The organism is Cobetia sp. cqz5-12, assembly GCF_016495405.1.
GTDB lineage: Bacteria > Pseudomonadota > Gammaproteobacteria > Pseudomonadales > Halomonadaceae > Cobetia.
The window spans coordinates 26,246-45,101 of sequence record NZ_CP044522.1; the positions used below are offsets into that span (position 1 = coordinate 26,246).

Below are 18,856 nucleotides of genomic sequence, written 5' to 3' on the forward strand. Positions count from 1 at the left end.
CTGGCTGCCGTGGCATCTGACACCTGAAATCCGGCATCTGATGATCAGCGGAACTCCACCTCGGTGACTTCCACGCGTACCAGCTGGCGAGACCACTCACCCTCGGGCAGCGAGACGCGCACCTCACGGCTATCGCGTGTCTGGCCGGGGCGCAGGTAGGTCTGGGGCAGGCGATATTCACCGACCCACAGCGGCACTTCACGTGTCGCGAGCAGATGGCCATCATCGGCGTACAGACGCAGTCTGGCCTGCACGCCGATGACACTCTGGCCGGCCGTATTGTCGAGGCTGAATTTGAGCAGCGCCTCGTCATCCTCTTCGCTCACCGAGGACAGGCGCGCGATGAGTCCATCGCGATGGCCTTCACTCAACAGTTGCGGATTGTCCAGCGCGCTGCGGTTGAGGCGTGACGCGCTGTCAGGCGCTGTGTTGCTGGCGCTGGCGGCAGCCGCACCGGCTGATGGTGAGGCCGAGCCGCCAGCCGGAGTAACCGCCGCCGTCACCGGTACGGCTGTCGAGGTCGGTACCAGCGCGCTGCCAGCGCCAGCCTGCGCGGGGGGCTGTGTGGCCGGAGCAGAAGCGGCCTGCACCTCATCCAGCTGATATTCCCAGCTGTGGTCAGGCTTGAGCAGGATCTTGACGCCACTGTCGAGCGTCACGGTGACGGGCTGGCTGATCGGCAGGCTATCGGCCAGCGCCAGCGGACTTGCGCTGGCTGCCAGCAGCAGTGCGGTCGCCAGGCGCAGTCGTGGGTGCAGATTCGTCGTCATGCCAGCTCCTCAGGCAGTGATGCGTTCGACGCCACTTTCGCGCCCCACCAGCAGCACATCGGCACCGCGTGCCGCGAACAGGCCGTTGGTGACGACACCGACGATGGCGTTGATGCGCGCTTCCATGGCGATCGGGTCCTCGATCAGGAAGTTGTAGCAATCGAGGATGCGGTTGCCGTTGTCGGTCAGCACGCCATCGCGGTAGACCGGGTCTGCGCCCAGCTTGACCAGCTCACGCGCGACATAGGAGCGCGCCATCGGGATGACTTCCACCGGCAGCGGGAAGCCGCCGAGAATATCCACCTGCTTGGAGCCATCGGCGATGCACACGAAGCGCTCGGCGCAGGCCGCGACGATCTTCTCGCGGGTCAGCGCGGCGCCACCGCCCTTGATCATCGCCAGGCGCGGGTCGATCTCGTCGGCACCATCCACGTAGACCGGCACGGTGCCGACATGGTTGAGTTCGAAGACGTCGATGCCATGGCCCTTGAGGCGCTCGGCAGTGGCTTCGGAGCTGGCGACAGCGCCGGCGAAGTCGTGGCGCACTTCCGCCAGCGCATCGATGAACAGATTGGCCGTCGAGCCGGTGCCGACGCCGATGATGGTGTCGCGGCTCAGCAGTGGGCGAATCTCGTCAAGGGCGGCGCGGGCCACGGCCTGCTTCAGCTCATCCTGGGTCATGTGATACCTCGGGTCGGTGGGGCGGTGGTGAAAGTGGGCATTGGCGCGATGTTCCCTGCGTGGCCAGCAGTTTACCGCCGACAGGCACTGGAAAACGGCTTGACGTGAAGCGCAACGCCGGAAAACGCCACATTATAACGGCAAACCCGGCGATGGCGCTGGACGCTCTCGCCAGCGGTCTGATAACAATGGGGGTTCGGTCGCGCTCATGCGGCCCGCGCTGTGACACATCAGGACATTCCTATAATGCTCGAACATTACGTCAAGAAAATCCTGTCGGCTCGTGTCTACGAAGCCGCCCATGAAACTCCGCTCTCGCCGGCACCCTTGTTGTCGCGTCGCTTCGGCAATCACATCTTCATCAAGCGTGAAGACCTGCAGCCTGTCTATTCCTTCAAGATTCGCGGCGCCTACAACAAGATGGCCCAGCTGACGGATGAACAGAAGGCGTGTGGCGTGATTGCGGCCTCGGCCGGCAATCATGCGCAGGGCCTGGCGATGGCGGCCAAGCTGATGGGCGTCAAGGCAGTGATCGTGATGCCGCGCATTACGCCGGAAATCAAGGTGCAGGCCGTACGCGAGCGCGGCGCACGGGTGATTCTCAAGGGCGATGCCTTTCCCGAGGCACTGGCCCACGCGCGTACCCTGATGGACGAGCACGGCTACACCTTCATCCCGCCCTATGACGACCCGGATGTCATTGCCGGCCAGGGCACCGTCGGCATGGAAATCCTGCGTCAGCACCCCGGCAAGATCGATGCGATCTTCGTGCCGGTCGGCGGTGGTGGTCTGATCGCCGGTGTCGCGGCCTATGTGAAGTACCTGCGACCCGAGATCCGTGTCATCGGGGTCGAGGCGGAGGATGCTGCCTGTCTCAAGGCCGCGATGGAAGCCGGTAAACGTGTGGTACTGGACCAGGTCGGGGTGTTCGCCGAGGGCGTGGCGGTCGCGCAGATCGGCGCGGCACCGTTCGAGCTTATCCAGCACACCGTCGATGAGGTCATCACCGTCAATACCGACGAGATGTGTGCGGCGGTCAAGGATATCTTCGAGGATACGCGCGCCGTTTCCGAAACCAGTGGCGCACTGTCACTGGCGGGCCTCAAGAAATATGTCCAGCAGTCAGGCGCGGAAGGGGAGACGCTGGTCTGCATCAACTCCGGCGCCAACACCAACTTCGATCGCCTGCAGCATATCGCCGAGCGCACCGAGCTGGGCGAGCAGCGCGAGGCGATTCTGGCCGTGACGCTGCCGGAGCGCCCGGGGGCCTACAAGCAGTTCTGCAAGGTGATCGGCAAGCGCATGGTGACCGAGTTCAACTATCGCTATGCCAATCCGGAGGAAGCGCATGTCTTCGTCGGCGTGCAGGTCAAGCCGGGCGGTGAAGACCGCGCCGCTGTGGTCGAGAAGCTGCGTGAGGCGGGCTATGCGGTGGAAGACCTGACCGACAACGAACTGGCCAAGCTGCACACGCGTCATCTGGTCGGTGGGCGCACGACCAGCGATCTCGAGGAAGAGGTCTATCGTTTCGAATTTCCGGAGCGCCCGGGCGCCCTGATGAATTTCCTCACCCACCTGCCGGCGGACTGGAACATCTCGCTGTTCCACTACCGTAACCACGGCGCGTCGCATGGACGGGTGTTGATCGGCATGCAGATCCCCAATGGGGACCGCGCGCGGGTCGAGGAGTATTTCAATGAGATCGGCTATCGCTTCTGGAAGGAGAGCGACAATCCCGCCTATCGCCTGTTTCTGTCCTGAGCGAGGCAAGCGATGGGGCGATGACGGCCAGATGAGTCATTGGCGTTGAAGGTGGCGAGCTGAGGCGCAACTCATCATGCTTCATTGGTCACATTCGTGGATAGAAAAGCCCCGGCCTTCGCGTGGAAGGTCGGGGCTTTTTCATGCGTATCCGGCGGGCATACCGCAGGAAATTCCACATTTCATGCCAGGTGCGAAAAAGAACGCTGTTTTTGACGGAAGCCCTTGTCGGCTGGGGCCACCAGACATCAAAAGCTGCGTGGAAAAGCGTCCATTCAAACGATTGCATGGTGATTGTCATACAGAAGTCAGATGCCTATCATCTGGTCACTGTCAGGAAGACAGTCATCGACAACCGTCACGCGAAAGCCACTGACGATATAAGAAGAAGCCCGCTCTCATGAAACGTAAGCCCGATCTGGTCATGGCCCTGGTATTCATCTTCGGGATTGGTGTAGTGGCAACCGGCTACGCCCAGACCGTAATGGGTTCCTGAATCCTGCGCTGCTGCCATCACCGGTGGTAGCGGTGCTGCTGGCGCCAGTCTCTCTGGCGCCACGCATAGATGCCATGACCCTCCTGCCAGGCTTTCCAGCTTTTCTGTTTCCAGCTCCCGACTCCCCAGCTTCACCTCAGTTTGATCCCCCGGCTGGCTTCACTGCCTTGCTGCTTCGCCTCCTTGCCAATAGCCTCTTTCAGCCTGTTTTCCCCTCGCCCTCTGTCGTGGCCGTCTCATGGTCGTTTTATCGATCTCGCCATGAAGTCTGTCGTCTCATTCGGCACGAGCAGGGCGCACGACTTCGCGATCACTGACGATGGCATCCAGCGGGACATCCCAGGGCTGTACCGGCAGGGCGGGGACCTTCTGACAGTGGTGGGCGAGACCGATCAACAGCGGCCGTGGGCCGGGGCGGCGGGTAAAGGCGAAGCTGCGATCGTAGAAGCCGCCCCCCATGCCGATGCGCGCCCCGCGCCCATCGAAACCGACCAGTGGCATCAATACGACGTCCAGCGCCCAGGCAGGCAGGCGCCGCGCTCTGGAAGCACCATGACGGGTGTCCGGTTCGGCGATGCCGAAGCGATTGCTGACCAAGGGTGTCTGATCGTCGTAGCGCACGAACCATAGAGAATTGGCCGCGAACGGACGCAGTACCGGCAGATAGACCTTCGCCCCTCGTCGCTGCAGCCAATCGCACAGGCGCGTGGCATCGATCTCGCCATCGTAGGGCAGATACAGGGCGACGTGGCGGGCGCGCAACAGTTCCGACAGCCGTTTCAGCTGACGCAGGAGCGCATCTTCGGCTTGCAGGCGAATGGCAGGTGGTAGCTGACGGCGGCGTTGGCGCAGCAGACGGCGAAGCGCACGGCGGTCGGCCTGAGGGTGATCGAGCTCGCTGGGCAGTGCCCAGAGCGTGGTATCGAGTGCTGCAGAAGGGAGTGGCGAGCTTGGGCTCGCGGGTGCGGCATAGACCGCGGGGGGCTTGCGCATGCCTGACAATCTCCGTCAGACAGGGTTCTCCAAGGTGCCGGTGTTACCGGGGGCCCTTGAACCCAGCGGTTCAAGGTGGGTAGTCCCGCGCAGCGCATCAGGCGTTCCGACGCACGGACATGCACACAGCACTGCGCAGTGGACTCCCTGGGAATAGCTTATAAGCTCGAGGGACATCGGCAACTGTCGTACACCCCAGAGAACTCATTCAGTCTACCAAACCCCGCCTGCCTGCCCAAGGGCTAATCCTGTCGGGAACAATCTGTTGCCTGAATGTATCAGTTGTTTGATTCTGAAGCGTTTTTACGCTCAGCGGCGCGCGCCTTCGCCTGATCGGCATAGTCGGCTGGCAGCTGACTGAGCGCGGCATCCAGTTGACGGTCCAGCGCGGTGAGGCGAGTCTCGAAGTCGCGCTGCAGGGCGCGCTCGCTGTCACGGCTGTTGATCAACTCATGCGAGATATTGAGCGCTGCCATCAGGGCGACCTTGTCGGCGCTGATGGTGTTGCCGCGCTGCTGGATGCCTTGCATGGCGAGATCCAGATAAGCCGCCGCACGGGTCAGGCCATCTTCCTCGCCGGGCTGACAGCTGACGGTATAGCTGCGGCCGAGCAGGCTGATCTCGGTGGTATTGCGTGGGGTGGCGGAATCGCTCATGTAGATCCTCTCGGGCCTTGTCCGGCGTCATCCAGATTGATGCCGACGTCCTGCTGTCAGTGCGTCACCGTCGCAGTCAGGACGGCAAGCCAGAAGGAGGGCCAGTGCGGTAAGATGGGGGCATTCTCGAGCCACTATAGAGAGCCGCTTCTGGAGGGTCAACGCGCCGCGCGGCGCGGCTGCCCTGTGCTGCAGCACATCCCTCAGATGCCATTCTCCCGCTACAGAACCACTTCTCACTGACTCAATGGGGCCGCATCATGGCGATCATCAACGATACCTTCGACTTCTCGCTCGTCGCAGACCACTTCCTGGCTCACGGCAGCCTCAACAATCCCTCCTTCCTCGATGGTCAGCTGGTGGCTGCACTGGCGCTGGATGACATCAGTGCCGAGGATTGGCTGGCGCGCGTCTGCGCCTCGCTGGGGGTCGAGCAACCGGCCACGCGTGAGGCCGGTGAAGTCTTCCTCACCTGGCGCACGCGCAATCAGGAGCGTCTGGCCGCCAGCGAGATGAGCTTCGAGCCGCTGCTGCCGGATGACATGTTCTCGCTGGCCGAACGCGGTCAGAGCCTGCGCGAATGGACGCTGGGCTTCCAGGAAGAACTGGCAGGTGCCGATGACGATGTCCGCAGTGGCTGGAGCCAGGCACTCAAGGATGCGCTGGGCGATGTTGAAGCTATCTCGAGCGGCCTCGCCAATGCTGAAGACCTCGACGACGACAACGCCGAGGACGAGGCCGATCTGTTTGCGCTGGCTGACCATGTGCGCATGGCGGCCTTGCTGCTTTACACCGAACAGCACCCGGGCAACCCGGACGTCGAGAAGCCCAGCGATGACCAGCTGCCGGAAGGCGGTCTCGAGGGCAGCCTCGGCGTCAGCTCGCGTACCGATACCCACTGAGTCCGTACTGTAGCGTCCGGCCCTGCTGAGCCAGCACCTGTAGCACCAGTACCGGTAGCACCCGTACCTGCTCAGTCGATAGCCACTGAATCGATGGTCACCCACCGCTTGCGCCGCGTCTGACGCAAGGCTGGTACAAGAGGGCGGGTGACCCCACCTACAGCATCACGCCTGTTTGTCACTCGAACGCGCCATGTTCGGCGGGTTCTCGACGGAGATTGCCATGACTGCCCCAGCCATCCTGCCCGCACCTGCTGCCCTGACGGCAGAGGATTTTCGTGCACGCCGCCAGCGTCTGATCGCGCAGCTGCCGCAGGGGGCGGCCGCATTGGTGGTCTCGTCAGGCCTGGCCCAGCGCAACCGCGACAGTGAGTACAGCTTCCGTCAGAACAGCGACTTCCACTATCTGACTGGCTGGCCAGAACCCGAGGCCGCCTTGCTGTTGCTGCCCGGGCGCGCCGAAGGGGAGAGCGTGCTGTTCTGTCAGGAGAAGGACCCGCTGGCCGAAGCCTGGACCGGGATCCGCATCGGCGCCGAGGGTGCCGTCGCCACGGCAGGGTTCGATCAGGCCTTCACCAATGAGGCACGTGATGAGGTGATGGCCAGCCTGCTGGATGGCCGCGAGCGTCTCTATGTGCTGTTCGAGGATGATGAAGCCCTGGCGCTGGCTCAAGCGCTGCGCGATGAGCTGGCCGCCGCGGTGCGTCGCGGAGCACGGCCGCCGGCCGCCTTCGAGGATCTCGCGCCGCTGCTGCATGAGCAGCGCCTGATCAAGGATGAGCGTGAACTGGCACTGATGCGTCACGCCGCCGAGATTTCTGCGCGCGCGCATGTGCGTGCGATGCAGATCAGCCGTCCCGGCCTGCACGAGTATCATCTGCAGGCCGAGATCGAGCATGAATTCCAGTGGCAGGGCGCGCCGGCTCCGGCCTATACCAGCATCGTCGGTGCGGGTGTGAATGCCTGTGTGCTGCACTACATCGAGAATCGCGCGCCGCTGGAGGATGGTCAGCTGGTGCTCATCGATGCCGGCGCCGAGTACGCCCTGTATGCCGGCGACATCACGCGTACCTTCCCGGTCAATGGTCGCTTCAGTGAGCCACAGCGCCGTCTGTACGAGATCGTGCTCAAGGCCCAGGAGCGCGCGGTGGCCGCCGTGGTGCCGGGTGCAACGTTGGTGGGCATTCACCAACAGGTGGTGCATGACCTGACCACGGGGCTGGTCGAGCTGGGCCTGTTGCAGGGGGAGGTCGAGGAATTGATCGAGAGCGATGCCTATCGTCGCTTCTACCTGCACTCCACCTCGCACTGGCTGGGGCTGGATGTGCACGACGTGGGCAGCTATCGCGAAGCGGGGGAGCCGCGTCCGCTGGTGCCGGGCATGGTGCTGACCATCGAGCCGGGCCTCTACATTCCGCAGGACGCCGACATTCCCGTTGAGTATCGCGGGATCGGCATTCGCATCGAGGACGACGTCGCGGTGACTGCCGCGGGCCACGAGGTGTTGAGTCATGGCGTGCCCAAGTCCGTCGAGGCCATCGAGGCGCTGATGCGCGCGGAGGCCTGACGCCATGAGCGAGCCTGAAGCCATGAGCGGGCGTGATGCCGAACACTTCGACATCGTGATCATCGGCGGCGGCCTGGTCGGCGCCAGCCTGGCCTGCGCGCTGGCACCGCTGATGGCGCGTGTGGCCGACGAGAAGGGGCGTGAGGCCGCGGCGTTGCGTGTCGCCGTGATCGAGGCCAATGAGCTGCCCGCGGCGACGGCAGATGCCCAGCGTTTTCAGCCCAGTTTCGATGCGCGTGCCAGCGCCATCGCGGCGGGCTCACGCCAGCGGTTCACCGCCTTCGGGGTCTGGGAAGCGATGTCCGAGCACGCCACGCCGATTCGCACCATCCATGTCAGCGAGTGCGGCCACCTGGGCGCGACGCGCATGCGGGCCTCCGAACTCGAGGTGGCTGCGCTCGGTCACGTGATTCCCAATGCCTGGATGGGCCAGGTGCTGCATCGCCAGCTGGCTGAGTTGCCGCTGGCCTGGTATTGCCCGGCGCGCGTGGCAGAAATCGCCGTCACGGCGGAAGGCCATCGCCTCACGCTGGAGGATGGTCGTCTGATCGAGGCTGACCTGACCGTGCTGGCGGATGGCGGTCGCTCCGGGCTCAAGGAGCGTCTCGGCATCCACAGTGCGGCGCAGGACTATGAGCAGCATGCCCTGATCGCCACGGTGGAGATGAGCCAGCCTCACCAGGGAGTCGCCTACGAGCGCTTCACCAGTGAAGGCCCGATGGCGCTGCTGCCGCTGGCCGGCAAGCGCATGGAGCTGGTCTGGACGCGCTCCCCCGCTGACACGCAGAGCCTGATGACGTTGCCCGACAGTGACTTCCTGCAGGCACTGCAGCGCGCCTTCGGTGAGCGCGCCGGACGCTTTCGTCGCGTCGGGCAGCGCCACGCCTATCCGCTGTCGTTGGTGCGCGCCAGCGAAGGCACGCGCCCCGGCCTTGCGGTGCTTGGCAATGCCGCCCACGCCCTGCACCCGGTGGCAGGGCAGGGCTTCAATCTGGCGCTGCGCGGCGTGACCGATCTGGTCGCGGCCATCGAGGCGGGCCTGACGCGTGGTGAGTCGCCGGGGGCGACCAGCGTGCTGAGTGACTTCGAGGAGCGGCGCGGCGCGGATCGCGACAATGTGGTGCTGTTCAGCGATGGCTTGATCCGCCTGTTCGGGATCGAGAGTCGCTGGCTGGGGCATGCACGGGCAGCGAGCCTGATCGGGCTCAATCTGGTCTCGCCGCTGAAGCGCCTGTTGGCCAGACGCTCGATGGGCATTGAACGCTGAGGTTGATGGGCGCTCGCTGACAGGCCCTTTGTGGCGAGCTGCGAGATGGGGCTTCGAGATCAGGCCACAAGACAGACGCACGAGACAGAACTACGAGACAGAACTACGAGACAGAACTACGAGACAGGGAGCAGGCATGAAGGACGATCGATCAGCAGGTGGCGCACATGACGCCGATGTCGCCATCGTCGGTGCCGGTATCGTCGGTGCCACCCTGGCACTGCTGCTGGGGCAGGCGGGACTGCGGGTCATGCTGGTCGAGGGGCGTGAGTCCGCGACCCGCTGGCAGCCAGATAGCGCCCCCGAGCCACGGGTGAGTGCATTGACGCCGGTCTCTCAGCAGCTGTTGAGCGGTCTGGGTGTGTGGCCGACGATCGCCGCCAGTCGCCTGATGCCCTATACCGGCATGCAGGTGTGGGACGCGGAGGGCAATGGCGAGATCCAGTTCAGTGCCGAGGACAGCGGTGTGCCGGTACTGGGGCATATCGTCGAGAACCGGGTCACGCTCGCCGCGCTGGAGCAGGCCATCGATGCCTGCCCGGCAATCACGCGCTGCTTCGGGGCGCGTGTGGCAGGTATGGCACTGCCACGCTCGGGTGCTACATCAGTAGTGAATGCTTACCAACTCGATGCGGCGGAAGCGACCAGCCTGACGCTGACCGATGGACGGACAGTCACCGCGGCGCTGGTGGTCGCGGCGGATGGTGCGCGCTCACGGCTGCGCGAGCTGGCCGGGATCGCCACGCGGGAAAACGACACCGGCCAGGTCGCGCTGGTGACCACGGTGCGCACCGAACTCGCGCATCAGGCCGTCGCGCGTCAGCGCTTCCTGCCGACCGGGCCGCTGGCCTTCCTGCCGCTGGCCGTCAATGACGCCCTGGCTCAGCCGGTCGAGGGAGCCTCGGCTGCAGAGCGGCACTGCTCCATCGTGTGGTCGACCACACCAGGAGAGGCTGAGCGCCTGCTGGCACTGTCAGCGGCGGCATTCTGCAGTGAGCTGGCAGACGCCTTTGAAGGTCAGCTCGGCGCCATCGAATGGGCGAGTGAGCGCTTCAGTTTCCCGCTGCATCAGCGCCACGCTGAAGACTATGTGCTGCCGGGGCTGGCGCTGGTGGGCGATGCCGCGCACGCCATTCACCCGCTGGCAGGGCAGGGCGTCAATCTGGGCTTGATGGATGTGGCGGTGTTGGCAGACGAGCTGCTGGCAGGACATCGCCGTGGGGTAGCGCTTGGCGACGAGCGCTGGCTGGCGCGCTATCGCCGCCGGCGCCGCAGCGACAATGCCATGATGCTCAAGATGATGGATGGCTTCCGGCTGTTGTTCGGCAGCCGTCAGCCGGGCGTGCGGCTGCTGCGCAACTTCGGGCTTGGTTTCGTCGACGGACAGGGCGAATTGAAGCGCATCCTGATGCGCCAGGCGATGGGGCAGCGGGGTGAGTTGCCCGCCAGCTGCAAGCCGTAGCAAGAGTGAAGGTATTTTGATGTCTGCTCTGTCGGGTATGTAAGTGCCCACCATCATTGTTTGGACGCAGGGGCAGCCGACCGCTGCCACACATGCCACACATGCCTCCAGTATGACGGTGCATGTCATGGTCCCTGCAACGACAAGGCTCTGCAACGACAAGGCCCCGCCATCTGGCGGGGCCTTGTCGTTGTGGCCTGATGATCTGGCGATCATGGCGTCATGCTTACTCGTCGCTTGTGGGCACGGTGGCCTTGAGCGCCGCGCTGCGCCCCAGCACGTTCATGCCCTTGAGCAGATTGAGCGCCTCACCCAGCTGATAGTCACTTTCTGCCACTACCGGGCTATCGGGTGTCTTGCTGCTGGCGGACTCGCTGGCGGCGTTGGCATTGTCGAGGCGCCCGTCGAGGTCTGCCTCGCGCACGCTGAAGTCACGTCGCGTGTCGCGCTCGAGACGACCTCGCACGACCTCGACATCCGGGCGGATGCCCTCGGCCTGGATCGAGCGTCCGCTCGGCGTGAAGTAGAGCGCGGTGGTCAGCTTGAGCCCATCGCCATTGCCCAGCGGCATCACCGTCTGGACCGAGCCCTTGCCGAAGCTTTCGGTGCCCATGATGATGGCGCGGTGTTGATCCTGCAGTGCGCCGGACACGATTTCCGCGGCCGAGGCCGTGCCGCCATTGATCAGCACCACCAGCGGGGTGTCGCCTGCCGGGGTATCGGGCTTGGCCGAGAAGGACAGCTCACTGTCGGGCAGGCGGCCTTCGGTATAGACGATGCGGCCGCTGGACAGGAACAGGTCGCTGATCTCGACGGCGGCCGAGAGAAGCCCGCCGGGGTTGTTGCGCAGATCAAGCACCAGCCCCTTGAGCGGCTTGCCATCGTTGTCCTCCCGCAGTCTGGCCAGCGCCGTATGGGCCTCGTCACCGGTCGCGCTCTGGAACTGGCTGATGCGCAGATAGCCATAGCCCGGGTCCAGCAGGCGCTGACTGACGCTGCTGCTCTTGATGATGGCCCGCTCCAGCACCACTTCGCGCGGCATGTCGGCGCCTTCGGACAGGATCAGCAGCCGAATGCGTGAGCCTGCCTCACCGCGCATCAACTTGACCGACTCCGACATCGACAGGCCGTCCAGCGGCGTATTGTCGATCTTGAGAATGACGTCTCGCGGCTGCAGGCCTGCGCGCGCCGCCGGGGTGTCGTCGATGGGGGCGATGACGGTCAGCTGACCATCGTCGCCGGTGCCGACCTCGATACCGATGCCGCCAAACTCGCCATCGGTATTCTCGCGCAGGTCCTGCCAGTCTTCCTGATCCAGATAGGCGGAGTGCGGGTCCAGCCCTTCGAGCATGCCGCGCATGGCATTCTTGAGCAGCGTGCGGTCATCGACCTGATCGACATAGGTGCGCTTGATGCGCTCGAAGACCTCGGCAAAGGTGCGCAGCTCATCCAGCGGCAGGTCAGTGCCCTGGCGGGCATCCTGAGCGCTGTCGGCCGGTGAGGTGACGTCTTCTGCACTGGCCGGCAGTCCGCCGCCCAGCAGGGCAAGGCTCAGCGGCACGCTGACCGCCAGCTGACGCAGGCGGTGCGGGGCAGGACGGAACGGCGACATTGCAGACATGCGATTTCCTTCTAGACGGATACTGACTCGACGGGTACCGAAATGCGCTGAGCGCCGGGGCCGGATGTCGAGGCATGGCAGGGGGGAACACCGACCAGCATGCTCGCAGTCACAGGCTACTGCGAGCATATCCCGCGCGGGTGTCTGGCGACTAGCCCGCTGGGCACCGGTGGCATTCAGCGCTGGCAGAAAATCAGACGATGCGCGAGGTGCCGGTGTCGGGCACTTCAGCGGCGCGCGAGCCAGCGACTCGGGTCTGTCGGCTGACCACTGCGGCGCACTTCGAAATAGAGCGCCGGACCATCACGGCCGCCGCTGCTGCCGACGCTGCCCAGCTGCTGGCCACGTGACAGGCTGTCGCCCGGGCCCACGCTGAAGCTTGCCAGATGGGCGTAGAGCGTCAGCACGTTGTCACCGTGATCGAGTATCAGCAGGTTGCCATAGCCGCGCATCCAGTCCGCGAAGACCACGCGACCGGCGTGCGGCGCCGTGACGGCGGTGCCCTGCGTCGCGCGAATCAGCACGCCATCACGATTGACGCCCTCGCCACGTCCATAGGCGGAGATCACCTTGCCCGGTGCCGGCCAGTCCATCTTGCCCATCGCACGCGTGATGCGGGTCTTGGGTGGCGGCGCGCTCTTGATCGACTTGAGGCGTTTCTCGAGGGTCTGGATCAGCTGGTTGGCATGCGCGCGGTCCTGGTCCAGTTCGGCGATCTTCGCTTCATGGCTGGCATAGCGCGCATCCAGCTTGCGCAGAAGGGCGGCGCGTTCATTCTGTTGCGCGATCAGCTGACTGGCCTGCCGCTTGAGGTCTGCCTGTACGTCATCCAGGCGCGTCTGGCGCGCCAGCAGCTGCGCACGGGTGTCGGCCAGTGACCGGTTCAGCTCGGCCAGGCGCTCCAGCGCCGCACGTCGTGATTCGCTCAGGTGGTTCAGATAGACCTGCAGGCGCTCAAGACGTGCGGGATCATCCTGGTTGAGCAGCAATTTCAGCTCAGGCTGACGACCGAGGCGATAGAGGGCGGCCATCTCTTCGGCAACCGCTGCCTTCTGGGCCGTCTGCTGCTGACTGAGGGCTTCACGCTTGCGCGTCAGTGCCACCAGCTGCTGCTGGATGTCATCGCGCTCATCCTCGAGTTTGCCGGTCTGCTGGCGCGTGGCGTTGAGCTGTCGTTCGATCTTCTCCAGCCCGTTGCGCGTGTCACTGCGCCGCGCTGCCGTGGCCTTGAGCTCACCTTGCATGGCCTGGATCTCGCGCTTGAGGCGCGTGAGGTCCTCCTGGGAGGCCTGCTTCTTCTGGGTCAGGGTGGCGGTGTCATCAGCGGCCAGCGCGGTGGTAGCCACCACGGGGCTGAGTGCCAGCGGGGCAAGACTCAGCAGCCAGGCAGACAGCACAACGCCGGAGACTCGGCTCCGGCGCTTGAAGATTCGGGGGCGATCGCCCGGCCCGAGCGGCTTGCTCGGGCCGGGCGAGAGGCACGACGCACCGAAGGGTGCGCCATGCAGCCTGCTATCAGGCCTTGGCATAATCGACCAGCACCTTGCCATCCATCTCTTCCGGCACCGACTGGCCCATCATGGTCAGCAGGGTCGGGGCGAGATCGCACAGACGCCCGTCGGCGGCCAGCTTGGCATCGCGCTGCGTCACGTAGATCAGCGGCACCTCGAAGGTGGTGTGCGCGGTCTGCGGATTGCCGGTTTCCGGGTGCACCATCTGTTCGGCGTTACCGTGATCGGCGGTGATCAGGCATTCGCCTCCTACCTTCTCCAGCGCCTCGACCACGCGTGCCACGCACTTGTCGAGGAATTCGACAGCCTGGACGGCGGCGTCGAACTTGCCGGTATGGCCGACCATGTCGCCGTTGGCGTAGTTGCAGACGATGAGGTCGTAGCTGCCGGACTCGATGGCTTCCACCAGCTTGTCGGTGACTTCGCCGGCGCTCATTTCCGGCTTCTCGTCGTAGGTCTTCACATCCTGTGGGGACGGCACGAGGATGCGTGTCTCGCCGGGGTATTCCTCTTCGCGGCCACCGGAGAAGAAGAAGGTGACATGCGCGTACTTCTCGGTCTCGGCGATGCGCAGCTGGGTCAGACCACGGTCGGACACGACCTCGCCCAGGGTGTTGTGCAGCTCGGACGGCGGGAAGGCTGCCGGCGCCGGGATGTCGGCGGCGTACTGGGTCATCATCACCAGGCCGTCGTGGGCCAGCTTGGGCGGCGTGCGCTCGAAGCCTGCGAAGTCCGGCTCGACGAAGGCGCGGGTCAGCTCGCGGGCACGGTCGGCGCGGAAGTTCATGAAGATGGCCGCATCGCCTTCCTGCATGGCGACGGAATCGCCGATACGGGTGGCGGTGACGAATTCATCGGTCTCGTCGCGCTCGTAGGCGGCTGCCAGGCCGGCAACCCCGGTGGCGGCTTCATGCTCGGCTTCGCCGTTGGCGATCAGACGGTAGGCCTGCTCGACGCGGTCCCAGCGGTTGTCGCGGTCCAGTGCGAAGTAGCGACCGACTAGCGTGGCGACACGGCCGTCTTCCAGGCCCAGGCCCGCGAGATGCTCATCGGCCCGCGCGATGGAGGCCTCGGCGCTCTTGGGCGCGGTGTCACGGCCATCGGTGATGGCGTGGATATAGATGCGCTTGGCGCCCCGCTCGGCGGCCAGGTCGGCCATGGCCAGGGTGTGGTCTTCGTGGGAGTGGACACCACCCGGAGACAGCAGGCCGATCAGGTGCACGGCACGCCCGGCCTTGACAGCGGCATCGATGGGCGCGGTCAGGATGTCATTGTCCTTGAGGGCATTCTCACGCACCGCCTTGGTGATGCGCGTGAAGTCCTGATAGACGATGCGACCGGCACCGAGGTTCATGTGGCCGACTTCGGAGTTGCCCATCTGACCGTCCGGCAGGCCGACGAAGCCACCATCGGTATGAATCAGTTCGCTGGGATATTCACGACGCAGGCGGTCCATCACCGGCGTGTCGGCGGCGAGGATGGCGTTGTCCTTCTCCTCTTCGCTGTGACCGTAGCCGTCCAGAATGATTAGGGCGACGGGACGCGGACCTTGTGCTTGAGCTGCCATGACTTCCTCGCTGTGATGACGAATGATCTGGGGTGAGCAGGGGCCGGGATGACAGGATGATGCTCGACGGACGACACATCATGCAGCTGTCATGTCCTGCGGCCATGCTGTGGCGCATCCGCGAGGCAGAATCCTCGGCGGAGACGACATGTAGTGATAAAACTACCTGCTCGTTCTGCCCTCTATTAGAGGGGTGGTAAGGTGCCGAGTGCAAGTGCCGAAAGTGTATCGCCGGGATTGGGTCGCGTTATCGGTGAATCGCCCCGTCCCGGCTGAGCTGATAGCAGCCGGTGCATCGCCCGGCTACGCCTTTTTGATGCCATGCAGCGGCATTCATGCCTGGGCCTGTCATGTATAATGCTGGCTCCGTTACCTCAGGTAGCGGTCTATTTCCTTTGCCGCGTACGCGTCGGCATGCACGTCACAGCGGAGTTAGCCCGTCTCATGATCGAACAGCTGCTTCAGTTCGCGCAGAATCATCCCTTGCTGGTCGGCGCCTTCATCGCCCTGCTGGTCGCCCTCATTGTCATGGAAACCATGCGTGGCAACCACGGCGTCAGCGTCAGCGAGGCCACGCGACTGGTCAATCGCGAAGAGGGTGTCTTCATCGACATCCGCGACAGCAAGGAATTCAAGGCCGGTCATATCGCCGGTGCCGTCAACGTTCCCAGCAGTCAGCTGACCAGCGAGACCACTCCGCTGGCCAAGTACAAGGAACGCCCGGTGATCATCGTCTGCAAGCACGGCCAGACGGCGGGACCGCTGGTGGCGCGCCTCGAGAAGGATGGCTTCAAGCAGGCCGTCAAGCTCAAGGGCGGCATGGGCCAGTGGGAAGCCGACAGCCTGCCGGTCGTGACTCGCTGAGTCGCAGACTCGTACGTCGTGTGTCTGCCAGCTGTCACTGCTCCGCTGGCTGGGCAAGTTTGCGGGTCTGCTGGAGGCCGGCTCGCAACCAAGAATAAATCTCCGAACCCTCAAGGATATGTCTCATGGCTGAAGAACAGAACGCACAGGCAGCAGCAGGCGCAGAACAGGCTCAGGATCAGCTCCAGTTTGCCCTGCAGCGCATCTACGTGAAGGACGTGTCCTTCGAAGCCCCGAATTCTCCGGCGGTCTTCTCCCAGCCGTTCCAGCCGAAGGTCGCGCTGGAGCTGGATACCGAGCACCAGCAGGTCGGTGAGGAGCTGTTCGAAGTCTCCATCAAGGTCACCGCTCAGGTCACCAACGGCGAAGACAAGACCACTGCCTTCCTGGCGGAAGTCGAGCAGGCTGGCCTGTTCCGCATCGCTGGCCTGTCTGCCGAGCAGCTGGACCACACCCTTGGCGCCTTCTGCCCGAACGTGCTGTTCCCGTATGCGCGTGAAGCCATCGACAACCTGGTCAACCGTGGCAGCTTCCCTCCGCTGATGCTGGCCCCGGTCAACTTCGAGGCCATGTACGCGCAGCGCAAGCAGCGTGAAGCCCAGGGCGCCGCCGAGGCGACCGCTCACTGATCCATGAGCCGGCCTTGATTGGCCACATGACAGGTACGACCAGCGACGGGCCCCAGTGGCCCGTCGCTGCGTTTTTGGGCGACAATGGCCGCCGCCTTGCCTGCGATGCTGCATCGACTCATCGCGGTTCACCTTCATTGCTTCTTAGTCCGCGAGACCCCGTCCATGGCCATCCGTCTGCACTGCCCCGATCTTGATCTCAATGTCAGCGCCGGGGCGTCCTTCGCGCTCCCCGAGGGGCCTGCACGCCACCTCGGGCTGGTGCTGCGTGCCAAGGTCGGCAGTGAGGCGCAGCTGTTCGATGGCCGTGGCCAGGAGGTGCGCGTGGTGCTGGAGGAGGTGACCCGCAAGGGCGTCAGCGTACAGGTGATCGAGGCGGTGCCCAATGACCGCGAGGCGCCGCTGGCGGTGCATCTTGGGCAGGCGATCTCCAAGGGTGACCGCATGGATTACGCCATCCAGAAGGCCTGTGAGATGGGCGTGGCTGCCATCACGCCACTCTATACCGCGCGGGGCGACGTCAAGCTCAAGGGCGAGCGCGCCGACAAGAAGCTGGCGCACTGGCAGGGCGTGGCGGCCAGCGCCTGCGAGCAGTGCGGAAGAAGCGTCGTGCCGGTCGTGCATGCCCCGGTGGCGATGACGCAGTGGCTGGCCGAGCGTGATGAGCCGCTGCGCCTGATTCTGCAGCCGGGCGGTGCCGAGGCGCTGAACGTGGCCGAGGCCGAGGGCGGCGTGACCCGCGCCAGCCTGCTGATCGGCCCGGAAGGCGGCTTCACTCAGGAAGAGGTGGCAGAAGCGGCCGCCGCCGGTTGTGAAGTGCTTGGCCTGGGGCCGCGTATCCTGCGTACCGAGACGGCGCCGGTGGTGGCGCTGACCTTGCTGCAGCAGCGATTTGGTGACCTGCCGCGCTGATCTCCCATCATCTGGCACCCGGGCGAAATTGTTGATCTGTCGGCAACACAGCGTGAGCCGGCAAGGGCGTTTCGCCAGTGGTGAGCAGCACGGCGCTGCTGCATACTTGTCCCATCGCTCCCGCGCCATGGTGTCATGTCGCGACGGGAGTCTCCGTTATCCCCGCTGCCTGCCGCGTTCTGGGCTGGCAGTGTCGTCACAAGGTTGACTCAATGACTGCTCGCAAGCTCAAGATCGGCGTGGTGATGGACCCGATGTCCAGCGTCGCCTACAAGAAGGACACCACTCTGGCCATGTTGTGGGCCGCCAGCCAGCGTGGCTGGTCGCTGCACTATCTCGAGCAGGAGGACCTCTATCTCGAGAATGGTCGCGCCATGGGCCGGATGCGTGATCTGGAGGTCTACCACGACCCGGACAACTTCTATCAGCTGGGGGAGGTCGTCGCGACTCCGCTGGCCGAGCTTGACGTGATCCTGATGCGCAAGGATCCGCCCGTCGACGAACACTTCCTGAATGCCGTTCACCTGCTGGGCTTTGCCGAGCGGGAAGGCGTGCTGGTGGTCAATCCGACGACCGCGCTGCAGACCTGCAACGAGAAGCTCTTCGCTCAGCAGTTCCCGCAGTGCATCCCGCCGACCACAGTATCGGCCAATGACAAGGTGCTGCGCGCCTTCCACGCCGAGCATGGCAACGTGATCTTCAAGCCGCTGGATGGCATGGGGGGCAGTGGCATCTTCCACGTCGCCGAGGATGGCCGCAATCTGGGCTCGGTGATCGAGCAGCTGACGCTGCGGGGCACCCGTCAGATCATGGCCCAGCGCTATGTGCCGGAAATCAGTGCCGGCGATACGCGCATTCTGCTGGTGGATGGCGAACCGGTACCGTTCGGCCTGGCACGCATTCCCAGCGCCGGCGAGACGCGCGGTAACCTGGCGGCTGGCGGACGTGGTGAATCGCGTGAGCTGACCGACCGCGATTACTGGCTGGTCGAACAGGTCAAGCCGGTGGTGAAATCATTGGGTCTGATGTTCGTCGGCCTGGACGTGATCGGCGACTACATCACCGAGATCAACGTCACCAGCCCGACCTGTGTGCGCGAGATCGACACCCAGCGCGGCACTGATATCGCCGGCCTGTTGATGGATGCCATCGAAGCGCGTCTGGCGGCGCAGCCGTCCGCCTGATCAACGGCGCGAT

At 64.5% G+C, this 18,856-nt stretch carries 16 protein-coding genes and 1 other RNA gene; 9 read left to right on the plus strand and 8 right to left on the minus strand.

What is annotated here, in order from left to right; translation table 11 throughout:
* Positions 1-44: 44 nt before the first annotated feature.
* Positions 45-770: a DUF3157 family protein gene (locus F8A90_RS00110; protein ID WP_200018303.1), complete on the minus strand. Its 726-nt coding sequence runs from the start codon at positions 768-770 to the stop codon at positions 45-47.
* 9 nt (positions 771-779) lie between these two features.
* Complete coding sequence (gene rpiA, locus F8A90_RS00115; protein WP_054556388.1) at positions 780-1,451, minus strand: ribose-5-phosphate isomerase RpiA; 672 nt, start codon at positions 1,449-1,451, stop codon at positions 780-782.
* Positions 1,452-1,688: 237 nt separating this feature from the next.
* On the opposite strand from rpiA, the gene ilvA reads away from it, so the two are divergent.
* Positions 1,689-3,212: a threonine ammonia-lyase, biosynthetic gene (gene ilvA, locus F8A90_RS00120; RefSeq protein ID WP_267906771.1), complete on the plus strand. Its 1,524-nt coding sequence runs from the start codon at positions 1,689-1,691 to the stop codon at positions 3,210-3,212.
* A 772-nt stretch (positions 3,213-3,984) separates the two neighbouring features.
* Here ilvA and F8A90_RS00125 read toward each other — a convergent pair.
* The 3 genes from F8A90_RS00125 to F8A90_RS00135 all read right to left on the minus strand — a co-directional run bounded on the left by F8A90_RS00125 (position 3,985) and on the right by F8A90_RS00135 (position 5,357).
* A complete protein-coding gene (locus F8A90_RS00125) occupies positions 3,985-4,701 on the minus strand; it encodes a 5-formyltetrahydrofolate cyclo-ligase (protein ID WP_200018307.1) in 717 nt (238 codons plus the stop codon).
* Positions 4,702-4,723: 22 nt separating this feature from the next.
* A non-coding RNA gene (gene ssrS, locus F8A90_RS00130) (6S RNA) lies at positions 4,724-4,906 on the minus strand.
* Positions 4,907-4,979: 73 nt separating this feature from the next.
* Positions 4,980-5,357 (minus strand): cell division protein ZapA, encoded by a 378-nt coding sequence (locus F8A90_RS00135; RefSeq protein ID WP_064503224.1) that lies wholly within the window; start codon positions 5,355-5,357, stop codon positions 4,980-4,982.
* 260 nt (positions 5,358-5,617) lie between these two features.
* Between F8A90_RS00135 and F8A90_RS00140 the strand changes: the two genes are divergently transcribed.
* From F8A90_RS00140 to F8A90_RS00155, 4 genes are all read left to right on the plus strand, one after another.
* Positions 5,618-6,259, plus strand: a complete 642-nt coding sequence (locus tag F8A90_RS00140; protein ID WP_200018313.1) for a UPF0149 family protein — start codon at positions 5,618-5,620, stop codon at positions 6,257-6,259.
* Positions 6,260-6,482: 223 nt separating this feature from the next.
* Complete coding sequence (gene pepP / locus F8A90_RS00145) at positions 6,483-7,826, plus strand: Xaa-Pro aminopeptidase (RefSeq protein WP_200018315.1); 1,344 nt, start codon at positions 6,483-6,485, stop codon at positions 7,824-7,826.
* A gap of 4 nt (positions 7,827-7,830) precedes the next feature.
* Entirely contained in the window at positions 7,831-9,093 is a 1,263-nt protein-coding gene (gene ubiH / locus F8A90_RS00150; protein WP_200018316.1) for a 2-octaprenyl-6-methoxyphenyl hydroxylase, read from the plus strand.
* Positions 9,094-9,229: 136 nt separating this feature from the next.
* Positions 9,230-10,555, plus strand: a complete 1,326-nt coding sequence (locus F8A90_RS00155) for a UbiH/UbiF/VisC/COQ6 family ubiquinone biosynthesis hydroxylase (protein WP_200018317.1) — start codon at positions 9,230-9,232, stop codon at positions 10,553-10,555.
* Between the two features lie 226 nt (positions 10,556-10,781).
* Here F8A90_RS00155 and F8A90_RS00160 read toward each other — a convergent pair whose 3' ends face one another.
* From F8A90_RS00160 to gpmI, 3 genes are all read right to left on the minus strand, one after another.
* Entirely contained in the window at positions 10,782-12,167 is a 1,386-nt protein-coding gene (locus F8A90_RS00160; protein ID WP_200019805.1) for a S41 family peptidase, read from the minus strand.
* A 236-nt stretch (positions 12,168-12,403) separates the two neighbouring features.
* Positions 12,404-13,573: a murein hydrolase activator EnvC family protein gene (locus F8A90_RS00165; protein ID WP_200018318.1), complete on the minus strand. Its 1,170-nt coding sequence runs from the start codon at positions 13,571-13,573 to the stop codon at positions 12,404-12,406.
* 118 nt (positions 13,574-13,691) lie between these two features.
* Positions 13,692-15,254 carry a 2,3-bisphosphoglycerate-independent phosphoglycerate mutase gene (gene gpmI / locus F8A90_RS00170; RefSeq protein WP_200018319.1) on the minus strand — a complete coding sequence of 521 codons (1,563 nt, stop codon included), beginning with the start codon at positions 15,252-15,254 and terminating at the stop codon, positions 13,692-13,694.
* 444 nt (positions 15,255-15,698) lie between these two features.
* Between gpmI and F8A90_RS00175 the strand changes: the two genes are divergently transcribed.
* From F8A90_RS00175 to gshB, 4 genes are all read left to right on the plus strand, one after another.
* Entirely contained in the window at positions 15,699-16,118 is a 420-nt protein-coding gene (locus tag F8A90_RS00175) for a rhodanese-like domain-containing protein (protein WP_200018320.1), read from the plus strand.
* A gap of 125 nt (positions 16,119-16,243) precedes the next feature.
* Entirely contained in the window at positions 16,244-16,747 is a 504-nt protein-coding gene (secB, locus tag F8A90_RS00180) for a protein-export chaperone SecB (RefSeq protein WP_043331620.1), read from the plus strand.
* 165 nt (positions 16,748-16,912) lie between these two features.
* Complete coding sequence (locus F8A90_RS00185) at positions 16,913-17,659, plus strand: 16S rRNA (uracil(1498)-N(3))-methyltransferase (protein ID WP_200018322.1); 747 nt, start codon at positions 16,913-16,915, stop codon at positions 17,657-17,659.
* Between the two features lie 212 nt (positions 17,660-17,871).
* On the plus strand, positions 17,872-18,843 hold the full coding sequence (gene gshB, locus F8A90_RS00190) for a glutathione synthase (RefSeq protein WP_200018324.1): 972 nt from the start codon (positions 17,872-17,874) through the stop codon (positions 18,841-18,843).
* Positions 18,844-18,856 lie beyond the last annotated feature (13 nt).

Excerpts from the sequence above, each read along its gene's own strand:
- gshB (WP_200018324.1), top strand. The coding sequence starts at position 17,872 with ATGACTGCTCGCAAGCTCAAGATCGGCGTGGTGATGGACCCGATGTCC.
- F8A90_RS00175 (WP_200018320.1), top strand. The coding sequence starts at position 15,699 with ATGATCGAACAGCTGCTTCAGTTCGCGCAGAATCATCCCTTGCTGGTC.
- F8A90_RS00140 (WP_200018313.1), top strand. The coding sequence starts at position 5,618 with ATGGCGATCATCAACGATACCTTCGACTTCTCGCTCGTCGCAGACCAC.
- F8A90_RS00110 (WP_200018303.1), bottom strand. The coding sequence starts at position 770 with ATGACGACGAATCTGCACCCACGACTGCGCCTGGCGACCGCACTGCTG.
- secB (WP_043331620.1), top strand. The coding sequence starts at position 16,244 with ATGGCTGAAGAACAGAACGCACAGGCAGCAGCAGGCGCAGAACAGGCT.
- pepP (WP_200018315.1), top strand. The coding sequence starts at position 6,483 with ATGACTGCCCCAGCCATCCTGCCCGCACCTGCTGCCCTGACGGCAGAG.
- ubiH (WP_200018316.1), top strand. The coding sequence starts at position 7,831 with ATGAGCGAGCCTGAAGCCATGAGCGGGCGTGATGCCGAACACTTCGAC.
- F8A90_RS00160 (WP_200019805.1), bottom strand. The coding sequence starts at position 12,167 with ATGTCGCCGTTCCGTCCTGCCCCGCACCGCCTGCGTCAGCTGGCGGTC.
- F8A90_RS00125 (WP_200018307.1), bottom strand. The coding sequence starts at position 4,701 with ATGCGCAAGCCCCCCGCGGTCTATGCCGCACCCGCGAGCCCAAGCTCG.
- gpmI (WP_200018319.1), bottom strand. The coding sequence starts at position 15,254 with ATGGCAGCTCAAGCACAAGGTCCGCGTCCCGTCGCCCTAATCATTCTG.
- F8A90_RS00155 (WP_200018317.1), top strand. The coding sequence starts at position 9,230 with ATGAAGGACGATCGATCAGCAGGTGGCGCACATGACGCCGATGTCGCC.
- F8A90_RS00185 (WP_200018322.1), top strand. The coding sequence starts at position 16,913 with ATGGCCATCCGTCTGCACTGCCCCGATCTTGATCTCAATGTCAGCGCC.
- F8A90_RS00135 (WP_064503224.1), bottom strand. The coding sequence starts at position 5,357 with ATGAGCGATTCCGCCACCCCACGCAATACCACCGAGATCAGCCTGCTC.
- rpiA (WP_054556388.1), bottom strand. The coding sequence starts at position 1,451 with ATGACCCAGGATGAGCTGAAGCAGGCCGTGGCCCGCGCCGCCCTTGAC.